This is a genomic window from Mycolicibacterium canariasense (assembly GCF_002101555.1).
GTDB classification, from domain to species: domain Bacteria; phylum Actinomycetota; class Actinomycetes; order Mycobacteriales; family Mycobacteriaceae; genus Mycobacterium; species Mycobacterium canariasense.
Map to the genome: position 1 here is coordinate 76,995 of NZ_LQOL01000061.1, position 20,181 is coordinate 97,175.

The following is a 20,181-nucleotide window of genomic DNA, read 5'->3' on the forward strand; positions in this document are numbered from 1 at the left end:
AGAACCGCGACGACCACAGGAGAAGGCATGAACTGGTACACCACGGCACGTGGACTCGCGGCGACCGCAGCGGCGCTCGGGCTCGCCCTAACCGGCTGCGGCTCGGACACCAAGAGCGCGCCCGCATCGAATGAAAGCAGCAGCGCCTCAGCCACTTCCACGACATCCGAGAGCCCCGCGGCCAGTGCCACCAGCACCGCGCCCACACCGGCGGCCGGGGCGCACTACACGCTCGTCGACTACATCAAGGACAACCACATCACCGAGACGCCGGTCAAGCGAGGCGATCCCGGAACCCCGACGCTGAACCTGCCGATCCCGGAGGGCTGGGCCGACGCCGGGGCCAAGACGCCCAACTGGGCATGGGGTCAGATCGTGTTCACCGATCCCTCGGCCGGGCCGGTCCCGCCGACGGTGACGGCCGTCATGTCCAAGCTGACCGGCGCCGATCCGGCAAAGGTCGTGGAGTACGCCCCCGGCGAATTGCAGAACCTGCCCGACTTCGAGGGCCCCAGCTCCGGCAAGAGCGGCAAACTCGGTGGCTTCGACGCCGTCCAGGTGGGCGGTACCTACGTCAAGGACGGGCAGAAACGCTTGATCGCCCAGAAGACGGTGATCATCCCGGCCGGCCAGGATCTGTTCGTCCTCCAACTCAACGCCGAGGGCACCGAAGACCAGATGGGTCCGTTGATGGATGTCACCACGGCCATCGACGATGAAACCACGATCACACCCTGACGCAGCCGGCACCGGATGAGCCGCCAGCGGCGGCGCAGTGGACGTAGCGGCCGCACCGCGGCCCGAAGGGGGCTCCCAATAGGGGGAAACACCCGATTCTGCCCTTCGCCGATCTGGCTAGTCTTCGACCATAAAGCCTGCGCGGAGACCCACCATCGGCCTGCGGCCGACGGCACCGAGCGGACGTGACGGTACGGAGGGCTGGGGAGCAATGACCATGACAGTTTCGGGGATGGTCCCCGTCATCGCGAGAAAGATTCAGATCGCGTCTGCGGCAACCGGAATCGCCGCCGCCGCTGTCCTCACACCCGCCGCAGTCGCACACGCGACACCGGCTGCGGCGCCGATTCCACAAGCCGTCGGTGCCACCGCCGGGCTGACCACCGACTGCCTGCCGGTGGGCTCGGTGGAGTGCACCACCCCGATGCCGACGGCGGTCGTCGGGGCCACGGCGACGCCGGGCCAGGTCATCCAGGGCATCTTCCAGAATCAGTTCTGGTGGTTCGGCCCGGCCAACCCCGACAAGCCGAAAACCGTGGTGTTGGCCTTCTATCCGCTCACCCTGGTCCCCGGCTTCCTGCAGCCGTTGTTTAGCTGGTTCGAGGACGTCAACGTGCAGGTCTGCATTCTGGGCGCCACGGCGCAGATCGGGCCGTACGGCACGGTCTCCCTGTCCTACAGCAGGGGCTGCTAGGGCACCGGGCCACGACGCGATAACCGCCCGTGACCCCCACTGAGCCGGTGCCCGCCCGCCGGCGTGGCCGACGCATCCTGTGGCCGGGCCTGCTGATCCTGGCCGCCGTGATCGGCTTTGGGTGTTGGCTCGGCCTGCGTGCTCTCGACGCCAAGGCCGGACTCGAACAGGCGCGTCAGAGTGCACAACTGGCCAAGGACGCGCTGGTCGACGGGAAGACCCAAGAAGCCGTGCAGTGGGCGGACGCCACCACCGAACACGCCCGAAATGCCAGCAGTGCAACACATTCGATGCCGTGGCAGATGATGGCGGCGATCCCGTGGATCGGCAGCCCCTTCAAATCCGGGCAACAGATCTCCGACGCGGTGCTCGCCCTGGCCACCGACGTGCTGCAACCATCGGCGCGCATGGGAACCGATATCGCCCCTGACCGGCTGCTCGACGACGGGCGGATCGACGTACAACTGCTACGTAGCGCCGAGCCCCAACTCGCCGAGATCGCAGCGAATGCCGGCCGGCTGGAGGCCGAAACCCAGGCGATCGCCGACCCCGGTTACGTTCCGATGCTTCGCGACGCCCGCGCGAAGCTCCAGGAGCAGACCGCCGATATCACCACGACACTGCACAACACCGCACTGGCCGCACAGCTCGTCCCTTCGATGATGGGTGCCGATGGCCCACGCACGTACTTCATGGGCTTCCAGACCAACGCCGAGGCACGCGGCACCGGAGGCCTGCTCGGCGGATTCGGCATCCTGCGTTTGGACAACGGCGCGGCCAAAGTGGACACCCTGGCCGCGAACACCGAACTCAGCGGGTCGTCCGCGCTTGTCGACCTCGGACCCGAATACGCCCAGCAGTACGGATTCACCAACCCGTTCACCGATTTCCGCAACAGCAACCTCAGCGCGCATTTCCCCTACGCCGCCCAGATCTGGAAAGCCATGTGGGCGCATGACTCCGGGATGAACGTCGACGGCGTCATCGCACTGGACCCGGTCGCCCTGAGTTACGTGCTCGGTGCCGTCGGCCCGGTGACCATGCCCGACGGCGAGGTGATCACCGAGGCGAACGTCATCGAGCTGACCGAATCCACTGCTTACCAACGCTTCCCGAATGATCCGGTGGCCCGCAAGAAGTACCTCCAGGACATCGCCGGTGAAGTCGTCGAGAAGATGACCGGCCCGGTTCCCGCACCGCGGCAGCTCCTCGACGCGTTGGGCCGAGCCGTCGGTGAGCGTCGGATCGCGGTCTGGAGCGCAACACCAGCCGAACAGGAACTCCTCGAGAAAACATCACTGGCACACATCATCCCGGAGGACGCTGCCCCATACGCCGGCGTCGTGATCAACAACCTGGGCGGCAACAAGCTCGACTACTATCTGAGGCGGGAAATCGAGTACACCGCCGACGGTTGCGACGGCCAAACCAGGAAGTCCGCGGTCAGCATACGGTTGTCCAGCACGGCACCCGGCGATTCGCTTCCCGACTATGTCGCCGGAGCGGCCGGCCTGCTGCCCAACCTTCCGATCGATATTCCACGTGCCACCATGGTGACCTCGGTTCGCCTGATCACCACGACCGACGCCAAGCTGGTCAGCGTCACCGCCAACGGCCAACGCATCCCTGCCGTCAAGCGCACCGAACGCGGCCACCCCAGTCTCGAGGTTCAGGTGATCATCCCGCCCGGGCAAAGCGGCGACTTGGTCTTTCATCTGTCCGAACCGACCGCCGCAGGCTCCGCACGGGTCCCGGTACAACCATTGCTGGACAATGTGGTCCCGACCGTATCCGTACCCGACTGTTCAGGATGAAGAAGGTTACATGGCAAGCACTTTCCATATTTGCCAGGATCGCGATTCGCCAACCGGACCACCGCTGCACAGGTAGGATTCGGTAATCGCAGAAGTCGCCAATGACAGAGCGCGGGAGGGACATTGAGCCTTCAGGAGTTCACGAAACTGCTACGGACCCGGTGGGTCACCGTGGCGGTCACCACGCTGATCTGCATTCTGGGCGCAATCGCGTTCACCTTGCTCACCAGGCCGCAGTACCAGGCCAGCACCCGACTTTTCCTGTCCACCAACAGCACCGGCGGTTCGGTGACCGATCTGTACCAGGCCAACCTGCTCTCGCAGCAACGCGTACTCTCGTACGCCACGCTGATCAACGGTCAGACGTTGGCGCAGCGCACCATCGACAAGCTCGGGCTGGGCATGAGCCCGGAAGCGTTCCAGGACAAGGTCAAAGCCACCGCCAAGTCCGACACGGTGCTGATCGATGTGAAGGTGCGCGACGAGTCACCGACCCGGGCCCGAGATATCGCCAACACCATGGCCGACGAATTCGTGGTCATGGTCCGGGAGTTGGAAACGCCGAAGGCGGGCGCGACGCCGCTGGCCCGCGTCGTCGTCGAGCAGCGCGCATCGACGCCACAGAAACCGGTGCTGCCCAACCCCATCCTCAACCTGTTCGGCGGCCTGGTGGTCGGACTCGGAGTGGGAGTGGGGCTGGCTGTCCTACGCGAGGTGCTCGACAACACGGTCAAGGACCGGCAAACCGTCGAAGCCACCGCACACACCGGGCTGGTCGGGAGCATCCCACTGGACAAGGAGCGCCGAAATCTGCCTGCGGCGCCCTTCGAGAACGACCACTCGCTGTTCGCAGAGTCGTTCCGCAAGCTCGGAACCAATCTGAGGTTCCTCTCCGTCGACAACCCACCACGAATGATCGTCGTGACCAGCGCGTTGCCCGGCGAGGGAAAGACCACCACCACAATCAATCTCGCCTTGGCCCTGGCCGATGCCGGCCACAATGTCGCCCTCGTCGACGGTGACATGCGACGCCCGATGCTGGATGAGAAGCTCGGGGTGATCGGCGCGGTCGGACTCAGCACCGTGCTCAGCGGCGACATCACACTGTCAGAGGCTTTGCAGGAGAGCCATTTCCCGAGACTGACCGTACTGAGTTCCGGCGCGGTGCCACCCAACCCGGGTGAACTGGTCGGATCACTGGCGGCCCAGAAGGTACTCGGTCAACTGCGCGCGAACTTCGACTACGTCATCGTCGATTCGTCACCGCTCATCGCGGTCGCCGATGCCGCCGTGCTCGCCACGAGCTGCGATGGCGCCCTCCTGGTCACCCGGCACGGGCACACCAAACGAGACCAGCTCGCACAGGCGGTGCGCACCCTCGATGATGTCGGCGCACCGATTCTGGGAGCGGTGCTCACCATGGCGCCCCCGCCCCGGGGGGCGGAGTACGCCTACCGCCACTACCGCAGCGAACGGCCGGCTCACGACGCCGGCGAACCCACCAGATGACGCAAAAACTCTCGTTACCACACAGCATGATCGGCGGTGATGCCGGCCAGGCGCAGGATCCCGCACCGCGGCCGGCGCTCGATTGGCTGTTCCGGAGCCTGGAGATCGTCGCACTGGCCGGATTCGTCGTGCTGTTCTACCTCGTGCCCGACGGAGCCAGCACGTGGGTGCTGATCGTCAACCTCGTCGCCTTCTATCTGATCTTCCTGCGTGCGTTGTTGATTCCGGACCGAATACTGCCCTGGCTGCCGAGCCATATCACCATCGAGGTGCTGTTCCTCGGTTTCAGCTACTTGATCTTCTACTACCAATACCAACTGGCCGTGTTCGGTGCCGGGAACTTGGGCCGCAGCGTGTACATCGCCAACACCTTTGCCGACGGATCGAACAAGGCGATCACCCTATCGACAATCGGCATGCTGGCATTTACCTTCGGCTACCGCGTGATTCGACCAACCAGCTCGACGACACGCGCGGACACCACCCGGGCCCCCGTCGACCGGACCAACGACCCGTACTTCCGCGGAATGACCACGAGCTCAAGCGCACTGCTGTCGGGACTCGTGGCGGTGTATTTGCTGGCCGACTGGCGGTCTGCCGGCGAGGGCCGTTACACCGGAACCACGAGCGAAGGTGTCGGTGTCGAAGGCATTGCGATAGCCATCATGATGTTCTGCATGATCGTCGCGGCGCTCTGGGTATACGCCCGGTCACGACATATCCGCACCCCGCTTTCACTCACCTTCGGACTGTTCGTCGCTTTCGCTTGGACCATGCGTCTGCTGATCTTCGGGGACCGTGGGGCGTTCATGCTCTTCGCACTGGTCCTTGCCGGCGGCTACTTCACCTTCGTACGCCGCGCTTCGCGCGTTCTGCTCGCCGCCGCCCTGGCAATGTGGCTGTTCATCTTCCGAAGCATGGAAGTGCTTCGTTTGACGCCCGATTGGTATCGATCGGGGAACATCTGGGAGTTGGTCTTCAACTCTCCCTATGCGAAGCAGACGGCGGGCGAGAGCAGTTTCAACGTGACGACGATCGGGCTGAGAGCCACCGTCGAGGTGTTTCCAGACCTGCAGAACTACACCCACGGCGTGCTGAAGCTCATGCAGATTCTCACGATCGTCCCGTTCAGCGGTGGCTTCTACCTGCCCTACCTGGATCCGGAATACACCAGCTCGGCAACCATGCTCGGCGACCTCATCCTGCCGACGACAGCCGACTACGAGCCGGGCACCAACATCATCTCGGATTCCTACATCGACTTCGGCGTCGCCGGCGTGCTGCTGATACTCTTCGTCGTCGGCTGGTTCGCAAAGATGATGCGCAACAGTGTTGCCCGCGATCCCGGCGATCCACACCGGGTCGTCATGTACTTACTGACGATGGCATTGCTCGCCGAACTCCCCCGCTACGCCATCGAGGTTCCGCTTCGGACATTGGCATGGGCATTCACCTTCAGCGTGGTCGTCGGTTCACTCACTCACCGCTTCGACAAACTGCACCCGGCCACGCGTCCCACCGTCACGGTATCCAGCGTTCCCGCGTGTAGCACGTCTCGTTCTTGAGCGAGAACGCTCGCTTCTGCCGGATACCCTGGATCGGGCCGCGCACGCCCATCGGTAGTGACCGGAATGTCTTCCTGACCCTGTGCCGCCACGACGGCTGTGCGCTTCTTGTGCTGTCAGCATTCCAGGTGGCCACGTAGTCACTCTGCAGCGGTGGTGTGCCGAACATCGTTGCATCCCGGACCTTTCGCGCTTCTACCATCATGATCACCGGCTTGCTATTGAGCAGTCCCACTCGCTGCCGCACATCTTCGGGGTCAACGACCTTGTAGACCGTGTCCTTCTTGGTCAACTCCACGCCCGGATAACGCGCCTCGTAGAGAAGCACGTTCCGCAACGCGAAACCGTTCTCCTCGGCAAAGATCCGGAACATCAGCTCTGGACTGAACTGATAGAAGCCGTGGCCCATCATGTTGTTGGCCGGCGTATTGATGAAGATGGTTCCGTCAACCTTGAGCATCTTCGCGAGGTTCGAGAAGGCGACGGGAACGTTGAAGATGTGCTCGAGCGATCCCCCGTCGATGATCACGTCGTATCTGTTGTGCCAGTCCCGCGGCACGGGGTAGTTCATGTCGTGGATTGTCTCCGCGCCTTCGTATGCCGATGCATCCAACACCGTGACCAATTGGGCGCCTAGATACCCGCGGAGGAAGTCATCGACGTAGTCATCCCAATGATGATCCGCTGTCTCCGGTGCCGCCGTGCCGAACACGTTCCGATAGGAGCTCCGGAAGTACCTCGCCTCGGCTGGGAACAGGTGCAGTGACTGGTGACCGAGGGTCAGTACGTTGTCGAAACTGACGTCGCGCTGACGTGCGTCCCACATCATCCTGGCGCCGAGATACCCAATACCCATGATTATCCACTTCTGCTCACAAGCTACGAACGGATCGCCAGCTTTTCAGCTTTCGAGCTAAGGACACGGCCCGCAACCCAATCCAGCTGCCGGGCTATGCCTTCCCGCAGGCCAACCCGGGGATGCCACCCGAGCTCAGCGCGGATAGCGGCGGTGTCGCCGCCGGTTTCGTGTACGTCGCCGGCCACGGCATTTTCGCGGTTCACTTCCAAGGGCTCTCCGACGTGTTCCTCGAAGATGCGGATCACGTCATTGACCGATGTATGGCTTCCGCCTGCGACGTTCAGGACCGCACCGGGCTCGCAGCATCCGTTCGCGGCAAGCACATTGGCCTCGACGACATCATCCACGTAAGTGAAGTCGCGGACTTGTTCACCCGATCCGAATAGCGTGATCGGCAAGCCTTTCACCGCTGCGGTCGCGAACCGCGTGAACGCCATATCGGGTCGCTGACCAGGTCCGTACACCGTGAAGTAGCGCAGCGAGACCGTGGGAACACCAAAGCTCGACGCGTAAAGACAGCACAAGTGCTCGGCAGCGAGCTTAGTCACTCCGTACGGGCTGATCGGCATCGGTCGGTCGAGTTCGTTGGTCGGGTAACGTTCGGCATTTCCATAGACCGAAGACGATGATGCGTACACCAACCGACGCAGGGTGCCATTACCCTTACTCGCCTCCAACAATCGCTGTGTCGCTGCGATGTTGCCGTAGGTGTACGCCGTGAACTCCTCGCCCCAGGACGCCCTGACACCGGGTTGGCCGGCCAGATGGAAAACCACCTCGACTCCGTCGAGAATCTCCCGCAGGTCAAGGATGTTGAGGTCGCCTTCGATGAACTCGACGCCGAAATCGACTTCAGCATCGGCATTGTCATGCTTGAGCGCGACGTCGTAGTAGTCGGTGAAGGAATCGATGCCGATGACATCGTGGCCGCTGCTGCGCAGGCGCCTTGTCAGATGCGAACCGATGAATCCCGCTGCGCCGGTGACCAATGTGTGCATCCCCCGACTCCTTTGACTGTTCTCCCAACCCCCCGAATCGACACCCCGCAGGACGGCACGACCGGCGAATTGACTGATGTGTAAGTTTAGCCGCGCAACACCGATGCCGCACCGTTTTCCCTTCAGAGCCAACCCAAGTTGGTCAGCACGTGAGTCACCAGATCTCGCTTACCTTCCGTGCCGAGAAAGAAGTTCCCATACATCGTCTGAGCGTTCTCCGCGATGCGGAGGTACTCGTCGGGACGGCGACGAATGCCGTCGAGCACATCATCGAAATCCTCGAAGTCCCAGTCGATCGGCACATAGGTGTCCCATGCCCGATACCAGCGCGGGAAAGTATCCATGTGCTCGACACTCGGCTTCAGCAAGGTGGCACCGTAGGCGATCGCCTCGAAATCACGCGTGCATATTTCGCCCCAGCCGAACGGGCTGATCACAGTCCGCGAGTTTCGGATCTCGGCGATGTACTCGGCGTGAGAGACCTTGGAGCCGACGTCCGGATGCGATACGTCGCCACGCCGCAGCAACAACTCCCGCGTCTTCGCGCGCTGCCACCCCGCCGCGGTCGACCATGCACTTCCACGAAAGTGGGCACCGATCGACCGGCTACCGCGTGGCGGCACGAACGTCGGCAGTCCGTACACCCGGGGGCGCAAGTAGGAGAGGCACTTGTTGCGGCCGAAGATGTCTCCCGCACCGACATTCCACGCCACCTTGATCTTGTGCGCATGTGCGGCATCCAGTGTTCGATATTCGAGACCGGATAACTGAGGATCCGGCACGCCATACCGCGAGTGGTAGTACTCGCAGAACGTGCGGCCGGCCCAGATCGGGCTGAAGTAGCGGCTTTGCTCCTTGAGAACCTGCTTCTTGAAGTACAAGTCCACAATCGGCAGGACTTCGAACTGACACGTCCCGGTGCTGTCCGCGGTGTCGAGCCACACCACCATGTTGGACCTGGCCTTGAGCGCCTCGAGAACGGTGACGAGCTCGGCCGGCTGGAGCGTTCCCAGTCCCCGGAAATGGCTGTGGTGGTGTGCCACGAACAGGGTGTCGAAATGCTTCCTGGCCAACACTCCGGATAGCGAGTCACGACCGAACTCGAATGGTAGATACTGTGCGGGACTGACGAAATCGACGGCTACCCCGTGCCTGCGGAACTCGTCCTTCGCCCACAGCAAGACCTTCAGCCACTTGAAGGTATAGAACGAACCGTCATAGAAGACGGATATCGTTCTTTTACCCATGGCCAACGCTCCACAAGACAAGATCGTCCGGTACTGGACAAGCTGGTTCGAGCGTATCGCCGCGGCAGCTCCCGCGGAGGGATATCACTTTCAGCGCCAACGAGAATTCGAGTGCGAATCGGCACCAAACGGGGCACCCGAGACGGTACCTTCGATTACTGGATCACTTATTCGAGGGGCACGACCCGATGCGCGTCTGTTTCTTCATTGCGAGCCTGGATGGCGGTGGTGCACAACGCCAGTGCATCGCCTTGCTCAACGCACTACAACACATCCAGGAAGTCGAACCACACCTCATCTTGCTCGGTCCGGGCACGTTCGACGACAGCCTCGACACCTCACGATTGGCGGTCCATCGGACACATGTGCGCAACTTCGGATCGCCGGCGGCTCTGGCGTTCGCGGTGCGTACCCTGCACCGCGTCCGTCCGGACCTGGTGATCTCGTGGCTGCACCCGGCCGACATCTGGTCGTTCGCGGCGACACGGATCGTCCGAGTGCCCTGGGTCATGACCGAACGCGGCTCCGTCTATCCGGGCTCCGCGGTCTTCAAGTTACGCAACGGAATCGGTCGGCGTGCTCCGGTGATGATCGTCGCGAATTCCACCAAAGGCCAGCGCTATTGGCAGGACCTGTCACCTCGCTGTACGGTGCGGATGATCCCCAATATGGTGATCGACGGCGCCATCGGCGGCGCACCTCTCACCGATAGGACACGATCCAATGCGTGCCTGTTCGTCGGACGCCTGGAGCCCGAGAAGAACGTCGCGGCGATGATCACCGCGTTCGCCCGGTTCGCGGATACGAACGAACAGGCGCAACTACTCATCTGCGGGAAGGGATCCCTGAGCGACGACGTGACGCACACCGTTGACCGTCTACCGATGTCGACCCGGGTGGAACTTCTCGGATTTCGCCACGACATACCGGCATTGATGTCGAGCGCAAGAATCTTCATGTCCTTGAGCCGTTATGAAGGTATGCCCAACGTCGTCATGGAGGCCGCCGCATCAGGCCTGCCGGCTGTGGTCTCCGATATACCCGAGCACCGTGCGCTACTCGGTGACGATTACCCGTTCTATGTCCGGCTCGACTCGGCGCCCGAGGTGTCGGCCGCCGTCATCGCCGACGCCTGGAAGCACGTACCGGGTGCAGGATCTGACATCTACTCGCATGCTCGCGACGTGCTGGCAACCATGACACCCGAACGCGTCGTGGCCGACTATCTGGCCGCATTCTCCGAGGTCGTCGGCCAGTCGTCGCAGGGCCGCAGGGCGCCGCCGGTGCCGACCCAGGCGGCGCGCGCCAGATGAAGGCGTCGGGCCCGCGGCCGATTCCCGCTGGCAGGCAGGCCCCTGTCGCAGAAGTGGATTCCGACACCCGCCGCAACGTGGTGGTGTTCTATCTCAACTTCGTCGTTCTCGCGGTTGTCGGATTGGTGGTCAATCCGCTGCTGCTCGGAGCCCTCGGTCCGGTCATGTTCGGTATCTGGAAGTCGCTCCAACGCTATCTGGACTTCGCGACAGTCGCCGATGGGCGTGCGTCCCAAGCACTCAAATGGATTGTGGCGAGCCGCGCCGCCCTCGGTGATGAAGAGCGGCGTCGCGATATCGGAGCTGCAATCACAGTCTGGTTGCGCTGGCTGGCGGCCACCGTGACCGTTTCCATCGGAGTCACCGCGGCGCTGCCCTTCCTGATCAAGGGCATTCCGTCACATGTCATGACGATGGTCTACTGGGCCGCGGCCCTCTTGGCGCTCAACACCGTGTTGGCCGGATTCCTCTCCATACCCGACGCGGTGCTCGCGGGCATCAACCAAGGCTACAAGTCCATGCTCGTCACGACGTTCGTCTTCGTCATCAGCAACGGCGCCCTGCTCGCAGCCGCGGTCTCGGACTGGCCGCTGTGGTCGCTGGCGGTGATCGTGTTGTTGGCCGGAGTGGCGAATGCTGCGCTGACACTGCTGGTAGCGAAACGCAGTGTCACCTGGTGGGGTGTGTCGCGTCCGACGGCATCGGATCTTCGGCGGGTGTTCGGTTACAGCGCATGGACGCTCGGCAGTGTCGTGGTGGACAAGCTGCTGCTTGCCTCGGAACTGATCGTCATCAGTGTCGCTGTCGGCGCCGTGACGGTCGCGCAGTACACCTTCACAACGTATGTGACACAGTTCGTGCTGGCTCTTGCACTGGTGACAGCCAGCGGGTTCACGCCGATACTCGGCTCGTTACTCGGCGCCTCGGAGTTCGCCGCCGCGGCCGAACGCGCCCGTTCGGCAAGGCATCTGGTCATCGGTGTCACCGTTTTGGGCAGTGCCGCGGTCCTGGCCTTCAACGGCGTGTTCGTCACGGTGTGGGCCGGCGCGGACCAGTACCTCGGCACCACCGTCAATGCGCTTCTGGCTGTGTGTGGGATGCAGCAAGCCCTGATCAGGATGGATGGGCAGGTGTTGGACGTGACAATGCGGATCGGCCCCAAGGTTGTCATCGGGTTGATCAGCAGTATCGGCGGGATCATCGCCGGGATCATCGGATACAGCCTCACCCACGATCTGAGGGCGTCGCTCATCGCCGTGATTCTCTTGCGACTCATCGGCAACATTGCCTATCCGGCACTGGTGGCCCGTTCTATCCCCGGCTCCTCGGTGCCGGTGCGCACGCTGGTGCTGGCGTGCATCCTGCTGGGCGGATCGCTGGCGATCGGCGCGGCCGCACAAGGCGGCGGCGCGACGAGCCTCACCGGATTCGCCGTGCTATGGGCAGTGCTGGCGGTCGGCACGGCCTGGTGTGGGCTGCTTCCACGGAGCACCGTCCGTGCGCTACTCGCCCATAAGTGAATCATCCCGACGCCCTGGGACTTTCTCGAACCGAGCGGCATGCAAACCGAGAAAACAGACCACCGCGCCATGGCACGCCGAGTACCGTTGACTAGTCATCGCACACCGGGACGGAAGGCACTTTCGTGACATCGAAAGTGACATTGGCAACCAGGGTGTACCTGCACGCCAAGGATATCCGTCGGCTCGGATGGCCGTACCAGGTCCGCCATCTGCACCGGCGCAGCAACCGCGAGTTCACCGTGCGGGTCAAGGGTGTCGGCGCTCTGACGATGCGACCCCGGTCGGCCGACCCTGCGGTGGTGAGCCAGGTGTTCAGTTGGTTGCAGTACGACCTCAGTCAGTTCCCCCAGCATGCACGAGTTGCCCACGCCTACAGCGATATTCTCGGTCGCGGTCGCCACCCCCTGATTCTGGATCTCGGCGCCAACAACGGTGCGTCGGCGCGGTGGTTCGTCCGCGAGTACCCGGATGCGGACGTCGTCGCGGTGGAACCCGACGCCGAAAATGCCCGGATCTGCCGACTGAACACCGCGGGCTATCCGGTCGATGTGGTGCCTGCTGCGATCGGCGGCACACCTGGCCGCGTGTCGTTGGATACGGCGCAGAAGGCCAGCGTTTCCTACACGACTGTGCGATCCACCGATGGTGGCGTCCCCGTCGTCACGGTGGATGAGATACTCTCCGGGCGCCCAGACCACGAATTGTTCATCGTCAAGATCGATATCGAAGGTTTCGAAGACGATCTGTTCGCGTCGGGAACCGACTGGGTGGAGAAGGCACACGTCATCATCATCGAGCCCCACGACTGGAAGTTCCCGGAACGGGACACCAGCCGCCATCTGCAGAAGACCATGGGTCACCTACCCTTTCAACTGCTGCTGTGCGGCGAGAACCTGGTCTATGTACGCCACGAATGAACGCCGGCAGCATCGCAGCCGAACGCGACACCGAAGCACCCTGACCGTCATCGGCCCGGTACCGCCACCGGTGCACGGTCAATCGATGGCCACGGAACGCGTACTGTGCGCACTCAGCCGGCGATGCCCTCACGTGCGTGTCGCCGATACCAGTGAAGGCGCAGCCGATGCAGTGCGGCGCCGGATGACCAAGCTGCGTCGCAACGCCGCGGCACTGCGCGCGATCCGAGGTGCAGACACGGTATACATCTCGGTCAATGTCGGCCGGGGGATGTGGTTGAGCTCCGCCGCGGCGGCCATCGCTCGGATGAGCGGCGCACGAGTGTTCCTGCATCACCACTCCTACTCGTACGTCCGCCGGCGCACGGCGCGGATGCGAGCCCTCACCAGCGCCGCCGGACCCTCCGCACTACACATCACGTTGTCCGCCACAATGGCCGACGATCTCCGGGCGGTGATGCCGGAGATTCGACGTGTCATCGTCGTCGGTAATGCGGCACTGGTAGATCAAGCGCTACTGGACTTACCGCTGAAGCGCGACGGTGCGGAGCTCGTGCTCGGTCATCTGAGTAATCTGAGACTGGACAAAGGGATCGCCGAAGTGGTCGACCTGGCGGTGGAGCTACATCGCGTCGGTGCCCCGGTCCGCCTCCTCATCGCCGGCCCCACAGCGGATCGCGAGTCGGTACGACATCTCGATCGTGCTGAGCGTGAGTTGGGACCTCTCTTCGAGTATCTCGGACCAGTGGTGGGACCGGCGAAACTTGCCTTTTACGGATCGATCACCCATTTCGTCTTCCCATCCCGCTACGTACACGAAGCGGTCCCGCTGGTGCTGTACGAAGCGATGGCGGCTGGTGTTGTCTGTCTCGCACTACGGCAAGGATCCATTGCCGAGCAGCTCGCCGGCAGTCCGGGCCGGCTGGCAGAAAGCGTCGAGAGCTTCGTCCGCGAGACGGCGCCGGGCCTGGTCGGTGCTCAGGTGTCCGCGGCGACCTCGAACCAGTCACGGCAGGCGTTTCTGCAAGCCCTCACCACTTCGGAGAAGCAGCTTGACGACCTCACAGACCTCCTCGTCACGCCCCATCGATGAACCGACAACCGAGATGAGCAACCCGTGAAGCTTCAGGAATCTGCGAAGTCAGCCATCTATCGTGCTCCTGTGTTGCAGAGGCTCATGGCACCGAAGTACCCCTACAAGATCAACCCCGGGCAACTCGCCGCGATGCTCGGGTTCATCGACACCACTCGCGGGTCCGGTGCGCTGGTCGCCGAAATCGGTGTTGCACAAGGCGATACATCGATATTCTTGCTGGAGCACCTGGCGACTACCGACGACGATCGGACACTTCACCTGTTCGACACGTTCAATGGGTTCACCGAAGACAGCATCGACCACGAGGTACAGGCGCGGCAGAAGAGCCGATCGGATTATGATGCCTTCCGCTACGGAGACGAGAGGATATTCCAGCGGAACATCCGCAAGGCTGGGTATCACAACTTCCGGACGATCAAAGGTGATGCCGCACGATTTGATTGGAGTGCGGTCGGACCGATCGGCGCCGTGTTGCTCGATATCGACCTGTACCGTCCCACCATCGACGTCCTGAACGCGGTTTACCCACGCCTCGTTCCAGGAGGGGGAATCGTCCTGGACGATTGCCGAGCCGGCACGCCATGGGACGGCTCTCTGCAGGCATACGAGGAATTCATCTCCGCGCACGGATTGCCGTTCGAACGCGTCGGCGGCAAAGGCGCCGTCATCCGCGCGGCATGAATCACCGGCGAAGACCTCACCTGCGCCTCATCGCCACCCACACCGAACCGCCGTGTGGTTCGGCCGCAGCCAGATAGGCGCGCGGGAGTTTCGCCGCGGCGGCCGCCGCCGTCGCCATGTAACGGGCCCGCGGCGTCGGGGACCAGCGCTCGGCCAGCGACGGTAAGGTCCCGTGGCGGGCCCTGGCCTGGAAGCTGCGCGATATGGCCAGTTCCTTCGCCGCACGGGCGCGAGATACCGGCTCCTCGTGATAAGCGATCAACTTCCAGCCGTGACGGCGGGCCGCCGCATCGAAAGAGGTTCTGCCCCAAGTCGATATGTGGTTCGGCGGCATGTCGACCAGCCCGCCCGCGGTTTCGGTCCGCTCGACGTGCGCACCGTTGGGCACGGACACCACGACGACACCGTCCGGCGCGGTGAGGCGGTCGAAGGCATCGAACGATTCGGCGATGCCGTCGAGGTGTTCGAAGACCTGATGGCCGCACACCACCGCGTGGCCGGCGGTCGGCTGATCGCGGAAGTCCTTGGCGCTCACCGTGACCCCGAGGTCGTGCAACGCCTTTCTGGCTTCTGCGCTGAATTCGGTGGCATACAGGCGGGCGGCGTCCACCCCTTCGGCGATGACGCTGCGTTGAAAGGCACCGTCACCGGCGCCGATCTCCAGCACCGACCCGCTGGTCGCGGTGATCACGGCGCGGGTGAGCCGATACTCCCAGCGTGAGGCCGGATAGGGGTGGAAGGATCGCCGACCGTAGGCCAGCGCGTAGAACCCGGCGTCACCGGCCACGAACGGATTCGCGCTGCGCAGCCCACAGCGGTCACACCGCATCAGGCGGACGTCGTCGGTTCCCCAGAGTGTGCCGATGCAGGCGACCAGCTCGTCATGCCTGGCCGCATCGACCCAAGGACGCACGAAGTTCGTGGCGGCGTCGAGCACCCCCAGACGATGTGTCTGGTGTCCGTCGTTCCCGCCGCACGCTGGGCATCGCCACATGTAATCGTCCTTCAGTCTGTCGATTGGGCCATCAACGCGATGCTGCTTCCGTACCGGCGCAGTGAGGATTTGGAGGCCAGCCGGTCATCGACCCGGGTGATCCGCTCCATGGTGGGCAGACCGAGGTGCAGCCCCAGCTTTCCCAGCGCGATCAACGGATAGCGGGTGAACGTCCCGTGGTGGATCACGGCCGCATTGTCGAAGGTGCGGAACAACGGCTGCACCCGGGTTTCCTCCATCGGCCGGCAGTTCACGCCGCGTTCCTGCTTGCCGAACACCTTGGTGCCGGCGCGATATCCCGGTGCCCGCCAGGGTTCGATGGCCGCGAACTTGCCGCCCGCGGTGAGCACGCGACGGATCTCGGGGAAGGCACGTGCGGTGATGGTGTGATGCAGGCACCCTCCGGAGTACACCCGGTCGAAGCTGCCGGTCCGCAAGGGTATTTCTTCGGCGATCCCGACCGCGGCCCGGAATCTGTCGGCCACTCCGAAGGTCTCGGCGAGCGCCCTGGCGAACACCGCTTCGCCCAGCATCGGGGTCAACAGCCAGGATTCGGCGGCTCCGGCCAACAGGAACTTCACCGCATGGATCCCACCCCCGCCGAGTTGCAGCGTCCTGCATCCCTCGACCGGGGATATGTACGCGTACGCCTCGGCCTGGGAAGCCAGGTCGTAGGTCGCGTCCAGCCAGTCGCGGCCGGGAAAGCGGCCGGCTCGCATCACCGGACGGACAACCTGATAGGCATCCGATCGCGACACATCCGCACGAGCGTCGGCGGCCACCGCGTTGTAGAAATCCATCTCCTCGTACGCCTCGCGGTACGGATCCAGGCCGGTGTCGATCTCGGCTGTCGTGGTGGCACCCACCAACATCTCGGGTGCCATCAGGATCGGGATGCCGTCGACGACCGGATACGCCCCACAGCCGTCGCTGCGCAACAGCAGCGTCGACGGCACCTCGGTGCCACGCACGGACGGCCGGTTCGCCGCCACCCGGTGTACCGACTCGCCGAGTACCTCGAACACCCGGTGGCGATCGGCCTCGACCAGCCGGTCCTGGGTGACCGGGCACACCACCATCTCCGAGATCCCCACTGCTGGCCTCCAACTCCTCTGGTCCGTCCGTACACCGTCGGCACTCATGCTCAGCACTTCCTGATGTAGACGTAGAGCATCGGCTGCAGCATTTGGGGAAGATGCTTGTCCGCCAACCGGATCAACCGGTAGACCCACGGCGAGCCGAAGTGATATGCCGGCTCGGCCGCGGTGCGAACCACGGCCACGTCGGCCCCGGCGAAGGCGGCACGGAGCGCGCGGGGCGTGTTCAGCCGGTACCGCGTCGGGAACACGTCCTCCGGAAGCCGGTCGGGCTGGATAGTCGCCAACGCGGCGCTGTGGAATCGGTTGGGTACCAGCCGCGCCGCCGCCGCGACGTAACCCCAACGGTTCGGCGTGTACGCGGCGATCAACCCGCCCGGCTTGGTGACCCGCAACAACTCGCCCGCCACGAACCCGACATCGTCGAGATGCTCGAACACCGCCCTGGCGACCACCACGTCGAAGCGGCCGTCCTCGTACGGAAGCCGGGCGCCGGGGGTGATCACCTCGGCGTGATCGAGGAACGGATTGTGCAACACCGCTTCCGTGACGTCACAGCCTTCGACATGAGCACAGCGCCCGGTGAACACCATCAGGTTGCGCCGGTAATCGACCCGGTCCTGCAGCGGGGCTTCGCCGCGGCCCGCGCCGAAGTCAAGGACCTCACTGTCCGGTTTGAGCACCGCGGCGATCTGGGAGTAGAACGCGACGGTGCCGTCGACATGGGTGAACCCGCCGATACCCGTCTCCGGATAGAAATGACGATTGAGCTCATCGGTTTTCATGGCGACGCACTTCTCGTCCAGGCTCAGCCGACGGCCCGCATGAGGGCACGCGCGGTCAGCTGGTCGTAGATCCACCGATAGGTGTGCTCCAGCCCGTCGGCGAGCCGCGTCGAGGGCTCCCAGTCGTAGTGCGCCCGGATCATGGTGTTGTCGCTGTTGCGCCCGCGGACGCCAAGGGGCGCATCCAGCTTGTAGTGCCGGCGCACCTTGATGCCGGCGATCTCTTCGATGAGATCGACCATCTGGTTGATGGTGACCAACTCCGAGCTGCCCACGTTCACCGGCTCGTGGTTTGCGCCCGCCGTCACCCGTAGTGTGCCCTCGACGCAGTCATCGATATACATGAAGCTTCGGGTCTGCTCGCCGTCACCCCAGATCTCGATATCGCGTTGTCTCGACACGGCAGCCTGCGCCACCTTGCGGCACAGGGCGGACGGCGCCTTCTCCCGTCCTCCTTCGAATGTCCCGAACGGCCCGTAGACATTGTGATACCTGGCGATCCGGGTCTGCAGCGCATAGTCCTCGCGGAAGTGCCGGCACATCCGCTCGGTGAACAGCTTCTCCCACCCGTAGCCGTCTTCCGGCATTGCCGGGTAGGCGTCGCTCTCCTTCAGGCCCGGTACGTCGGCAGCGGTCTGTTTGTCCGCGGCGTACACACAGGCCGAGCTCGAATAGAAGTACCGCTTCACCCCCGCGTCGCGGGCGGCCAGCAGCATGTTGGTGCTGATCAGCACGGACAGCATGCATTCGGCCTTGTGTGTCTCGATGAAACCCATGCCACCCATGTCGGCGGCCAGCATGAAGACGGTGTCCACGCCGTCCACGGCATGGGAACACCCGACGGGCGTCGATAGATCCAGCCGCGCCGGTTCGATCTCCGGAGGAATCTGGTGCCATTCCGAGAACGGCTTGATGTCCGCCCCACGGACCCGCGCACCTTGTGCGGCCAATGCCCTCGTCAGGTGTCCCCCGATGAATCCTCCGGCTCCTGCGACGAGAACTGTTTGATTGCCGAACATGTCGTCTGTCTCCCTGGTCGTGGATGATGGTGTGGTCAGCGAGCGGGCGTGCACCCGGCCTGGCGCGAAGCCGCCCCGGCATGCTCTGCAGGTGTCATTGCGGACCGCAGTAACCGCTCGAAACGGTCACCGATCTTTACGATGTCGAAGGATCGCTGCGCGTACAGCCGTCCGTTGCGGCCGAGGTTGCGGCGCAAGACCGGATCGGCGAAAAGCTGTTTCAGCGCGGTGGTGGCGGCAGCGTAATCCCCAGGAGGCGTGACGAGTCCGGCCTCTGCCGTACGCACCATCGATGCGATCGCGTTGTCCGCAGGCAACACGGCGAGCACCGGGCGGCCGGCGCACAGATAGTTCAAGATCTTGGACGGCACGGAGAACCGGCTCGCGTCGCGCTCCAGAATGCCCAGCAGCACGTCGGCGCTGCCCAACATGTCCGGCAACTCTGCATACGGCCGGTAGTCCATCAACATCAACTTCTCGTCACCACCGCAGTGTTTTTCCAGCCACTCCCGGCCGATGCCCTCGGATACGACGACGACGCGGCAGTCATCCGGGACGCTGTGCAGTAACTCGGCGATGACGGCGGGATCATGCTTGAGTCCCAGCGTTCCGGCGTACATCACCACCTGGACGTCGTCGAGGCCATGTCGTACCGACCACGGGTTGACCCTCGGTCGCTGCGGAACCTCGCTCAGCGCACCCCAATTCGCTATCACCTCAACCTTCGCCGGATCCACCCGCCAGGCCGTGAGCCGCGCCAGGAAGGCATCGCTGATCGGGACGATCCTGCTGGCACGGTGTGCGATACGGCGTTCCAATCGTTCTACACCCCAGGCGATCACTGCCCCCGCGCGACCGAATCGCCGGCGCGCGATCACGCTGACCGCCTCGCTGTGGATGTCCTGCCACCAGAAGACGAACGGGATGCGTCCGACCTTCAGCACGAGTGAGACGATGTACAACGGAATGGTCGGGAAGTTGGCGAAGACGGCGACATCGGGCCGCGAACGCAGGACGGCGCGGGCGGCGAGCCAGCCGTACCGCAGTTCCTGCGCACCACGCCGCCCCGCGGCATACCGAGCGAATTCACCACCCAGGCTGATGCCTTCGATCGACAGACAGGCGGGATCGCCCGGTTGGACGGAGGTGGCACCGCGGCCGGTGGTGACCGAGGCACAGTACTGATGCGCGACGGTATGCCCGCGACCGGCCAACTCCCGGCTCAGCTGCAACTGACCGGGATGGCCGGCGAAATCGTGGATGACGATGTTCACCGAGATCTCCTAGCGCGCATGCGATTCCTTGCTCGACGGGTTGATGGGGTGGCGATGC

The 20,181-nt window shown here is 63.8% G+C and carries 18 protein-coding genes; 10 read left to right on the forward strand and 8 right to left on the reverse strand.

Annotation, left to right across the window (positions count from 1 at the left end; all coding sequences use genetic code 11):
• Window positions 1–27 precede the first annotated feature (27 nt).
• The 5 genes from lpqN to wzy all read left to right on the forward strand — a co-directional run bounded on the left by lpqN (window position 28) and on the right by wzy (window position 6,320).
• Window positions 28–738: an envelope biogenesis lipoprotein LpqN gene (lpqN, locus tag AWB94_RS22370; RefSeq protein WP_062654763.1), complete on the forward strand. Its 711-nt coding sequence runs from the start codon at window positions 28–30 to the stop codon at window positions 736–738.
• Between the two features lie 217 nt (window positions 739–955).
• The gene (locus AWB94_RS22375) at window positions 956–1,432 is read left to right on the forward strand and encodes a hypothetical protein (RefSeq protein WP_234811839.1); all 477 of its coding nucleotides are present in this window, start codon (window positions 956–958) and stop codon (window positions 1,430–1,432) included.
• Window positions 1,433–1,461: 29 nt separating this feature from the next.
• Window positions 1,462–3,246 (forward strand): DUF4012 domain-containing protein, encoded by a 1,785-nt coding sequence (locus AWB94_RS22380; protein ID WP_234811840.1) that lies wholly within the window; start codon window positions 1,462–1,464, stop codon window positions 3,244–3,246.
• A gap of 123 nt (window positions 3,247–3,369) precedes the next feature.
• Complete coding sequence (locus tag AWB94_RS22385; protein ID WP_062654760.1) at window positions 3,370–4,755, forward strand: tyrosine-protein kinase domain-containing protein; 1,386 nt, start codon at window positions 3,370–3,372, stop codon at window positions 4,753–4,755.
• 26 nt (window positions 4,756–4,781) lie between these two features.
• Complete coding sequence (gene wzy / locus AWB94_RS22390; RefSeq protein ID WP_062654759.1) at window positions 4,782–6,320, forward strand: O-antigen polysaccharide polymerase Wzy; 1,539 nt, start codon at window positions 4,782–4,784, stop codon at window positions 6,318–6,320.
• Here wzy and AWB94_RS22395 read toward each other — a convergent pair.
• From AWB94_RS22395 to AWB94_RS22405, 3 genes are all read right to left on the reverse strand, one after another.
• Window positions 6,277–7,176: a class I SAM-dependent methyltransferase gene (locus AWB94_RS22395; protein WP_131805187.1), complete on the reverse strand. Its 900-nt coding sequence runs from the start codon at window positions 7,174–7,176 to the stop codon at window positions 6,277–6,279. The genes wzy and AWB94_RS22395 overlap by 44 nt on opposite strands.
• 23 nt (window positions 7,177–7,199) lie before the next feature.
• Window positions 7,200–8,177, reverse strand: coding sequence for an NAD-dependent epimerase/dehydratase family protein (locus AWB94_RS22400; RefSeq protein WP_062654757.1), 978 nt, complete (start codon window positions 8,175–8,177; stop codon window positions 7,200–7,202).
• A 122-nt stretch (window positions 8,178–8,299) separates the two neighbouring features.
• The gene (locus tag AWB94_RS22405; RefSeq protein ID WP_062654756.1) at window positions 8,300–9,424 is read right to left on the reverse strand and encodes a hypothetical protein; all 1,125 of its coding nucleotides are present in this window, start codon (window positions 9,422–9,424) and stop codon (window positions 8,300–8,302) included.
• A 188-nt stretch (window positions 9,425–9,612) separates the two neighbouring features.
• Between AWB94_RS22405 and AWB94_RS22410 the strand changes: the two genes are divergently transcribed.
• The 5 genes from AWB94_RS22410 to AWB94_RS22430 all read left to right on the forward strand — a co-directional run bounded on the left by AWB94_RS22410 (window position 9,613) and on the right by AWB94_RS22430 (window position 14,954).
• Complete coding sequence (locus tag AWB94_RS22410) at window positions 9,613–10,737, forward strand: glycosyltransferase (protein WP_062654755.1); 1,125 nt, start codon at window positions 9,613–9,615, stop codon at window positions 10,735–10,737.
• A 53-nt stretch (window positions 10,738–10,790) separates the two neighbouring features.
• On the forward strand, window positions 10,791–12,257 hold the full coding sequence (locus AWB94_RS22415; RefSeq protein ID WP_062654754.1) for an MATE family efflux transporter: 1,467 nt from the start codon (window positions 10,791–10,793) through the stop codon (window positions 12,255–12,257).
• A 125-nt stretch (window positions 12,258–12,382) separates the two neighbouring features.
• Complete coding sequence (locus tag AWB94_RS22420; protein WP_131805186.1) at window positions 12,383–13,177, forward strand: FkbM family methyltransferase; 795 nt, start codon at window positions 12,383–12,385, stop codon at window positions 13,175–13,177.
• A gap of 85 nt (window positions 13,178–13,262) precedes the next feature.
• A complete protein-coding gene (locus tag AWB94_RS22425; RefSeq protein ID WP_165605259.1) occupies window positions 13,263–14,270 on the forward strand; it encodes a glycosyltransferase family 4 protein in 1,008 nt (335 codons plus the stop codon).
• A gap of 24 nt (window positions 14,271–14,294) precedes the next feature.
• Window positions 14,295–14,954, forward strand: a complete 660-nt coding sequence (locus tag AWB94_RS22430) for a TylF/MycF/NovP-related O-methyltransferase (RefSeq protein ID WP_062654751.1) — start codon at window positions 14,295–14,297, stop codon at window positions 14,952–14,954.
• Window positions 14,955–14,970: 16 nt separating this feature from the next.
• Here AWB94_RS22430 and AWB94_RS22435 read toward each other — a convergent pair whose 3' ends face one another.
• From AWB94_RS22435 to AWB94_RS22455, 5 genes are all read right to left on the reverse strand, one after another.
• Window positions 14,971–15,891, reverse strand: a complete 921-nt coding sequence (locus tag AWB94_RS22435; protein WP_062654750.1) for a class I SAM-dependent methyltransferase — start codon at window positions 15,889–15,891, stop codon at window positions 14,971–14,973.
• Between the two features lie 68 nt (window positions 15,892–15,959).
• On the reverse strand, window positions 15,960–17,042 hold the full coding sequence (locus AWB94_RS22440) for a methyltransferase domain-containing protein (protein WP_062654749.1): 1,083 nt from the start codon (window positions 17,040–17,042) through the stop codon (window positions 15,960–15,962).
• A gap of 50 nt (window positions 17,043–17,092) precedes the next feature.
• Window positions 17,093–17,830: a class I SAM-dependent methyltransferase gene (locus AWB94_RS22445; RefSeq protein ID WP_062654748.1), complete on the reverse strand. Its 738-nt coding sequence runs from the start codon at window positions 17,828–17,830 to the stop codon at window positions 17,093–17,095.
• 23 nt (window positions 17,831–17,853) lie between these two features.
• Complete coding sequence (locus AWB94_RS22450) at window positions 17,854–18,849, reverse strand: NAD-dependent epimerase/dehydratase family protein (protein WP_062654747.1); 996 nt, start codon at window positions 18,847–18,849, stop codon at window positions 17,854–17,856.
• 35 nt (window positions 18,850–18,884) lie between these two features.
• Window positions 18,885–20,123 (reverse strand): glycosyltransferase family 4 protein, encoded by a 1,239-nt coding sequence (locus AWB94_RS22455; RefSeq protein WP_062654746.1) that lies wholly within the window; start codon window positions 20,121–20,123, stop codon window positions 18,885–18,887.
• Window positions 20,124–20,181: the final 58 nt, after the last annotated feature.

Excerpts from the sequence above, each read along its gene's own strand:
- lpqN (WP_062654763.1), top strand. The coding sequence starts at position 28 with ATGAACTGGTACACCACGGCACGTGGACTCGCGGCGACCGCAGCGGCG.
- AWB94_RS22375 (WP_234811839.1), top strand. The coding sequence starts at position 956 with ATGACAGTTTCGGGGATGGTCCCCGTCATCGCGAGAAAGATTCAGATC.
- wzy (WP_062654759.1), top strand. The coding sequence starts at position 4,782 with ATGATCGGCGGTGATGCCGGCCAGGCGCAGGATCCCGCACCGCGGCCG.
- AWB94_RS22395 (WP_131805187.1), bottom strand. The coding sequence starts at position 7,176 with ATGGGTATTGGGTATCTCGGCGCCAGGATGATGTGGGACGCACGTCAG.
- AWB94_RS22400 (WP_062654757.1), bottom strand. The coding sequence starts at position 8,177 with ATGCACACATTGGTCACCGGCGCAGCGGGATTCATCGGTTCGCATCTG.
- AWB94_RS22405 (WP_062654756.1), bottom strand. The coding sequence starts at position 9,424 with ATGGGTAAAAGAACGATATCCGTCTTCTATGACGGTTCGTTCTATACC.
- AWB94_RS22410 (WP_062654755.1), top strand. The coding sequence starts at position 9,613 with ATGCGCGTCTGTTTCTTCATTGCGAGCCTGGATGGCGGTGGTGCACAA.
- AWB94_RS22425 (WP_165605259.1), top strand. The coding sequence starts at position 13,263 with ATGGCCACGGAACGCGTACTGTGCGCACTCAGCCGGCGATGCCCTCAC.
- AWB94_RS22445 (WP_062654748.1), bottom strand. The coding sequence starts at position 17,830 with ATGAAAACCGATGAGCTCAATCGTCATTTCTATCCGGAGACGGGTATC.
- AWB94_RS22450 (WP_062654747.1), bottom strand. The coding sequence starts at position 18,849 with ATGTTCGGCAATCAAACAGTTCTCGTCGCAGGAGCCGGAGGATTCATC.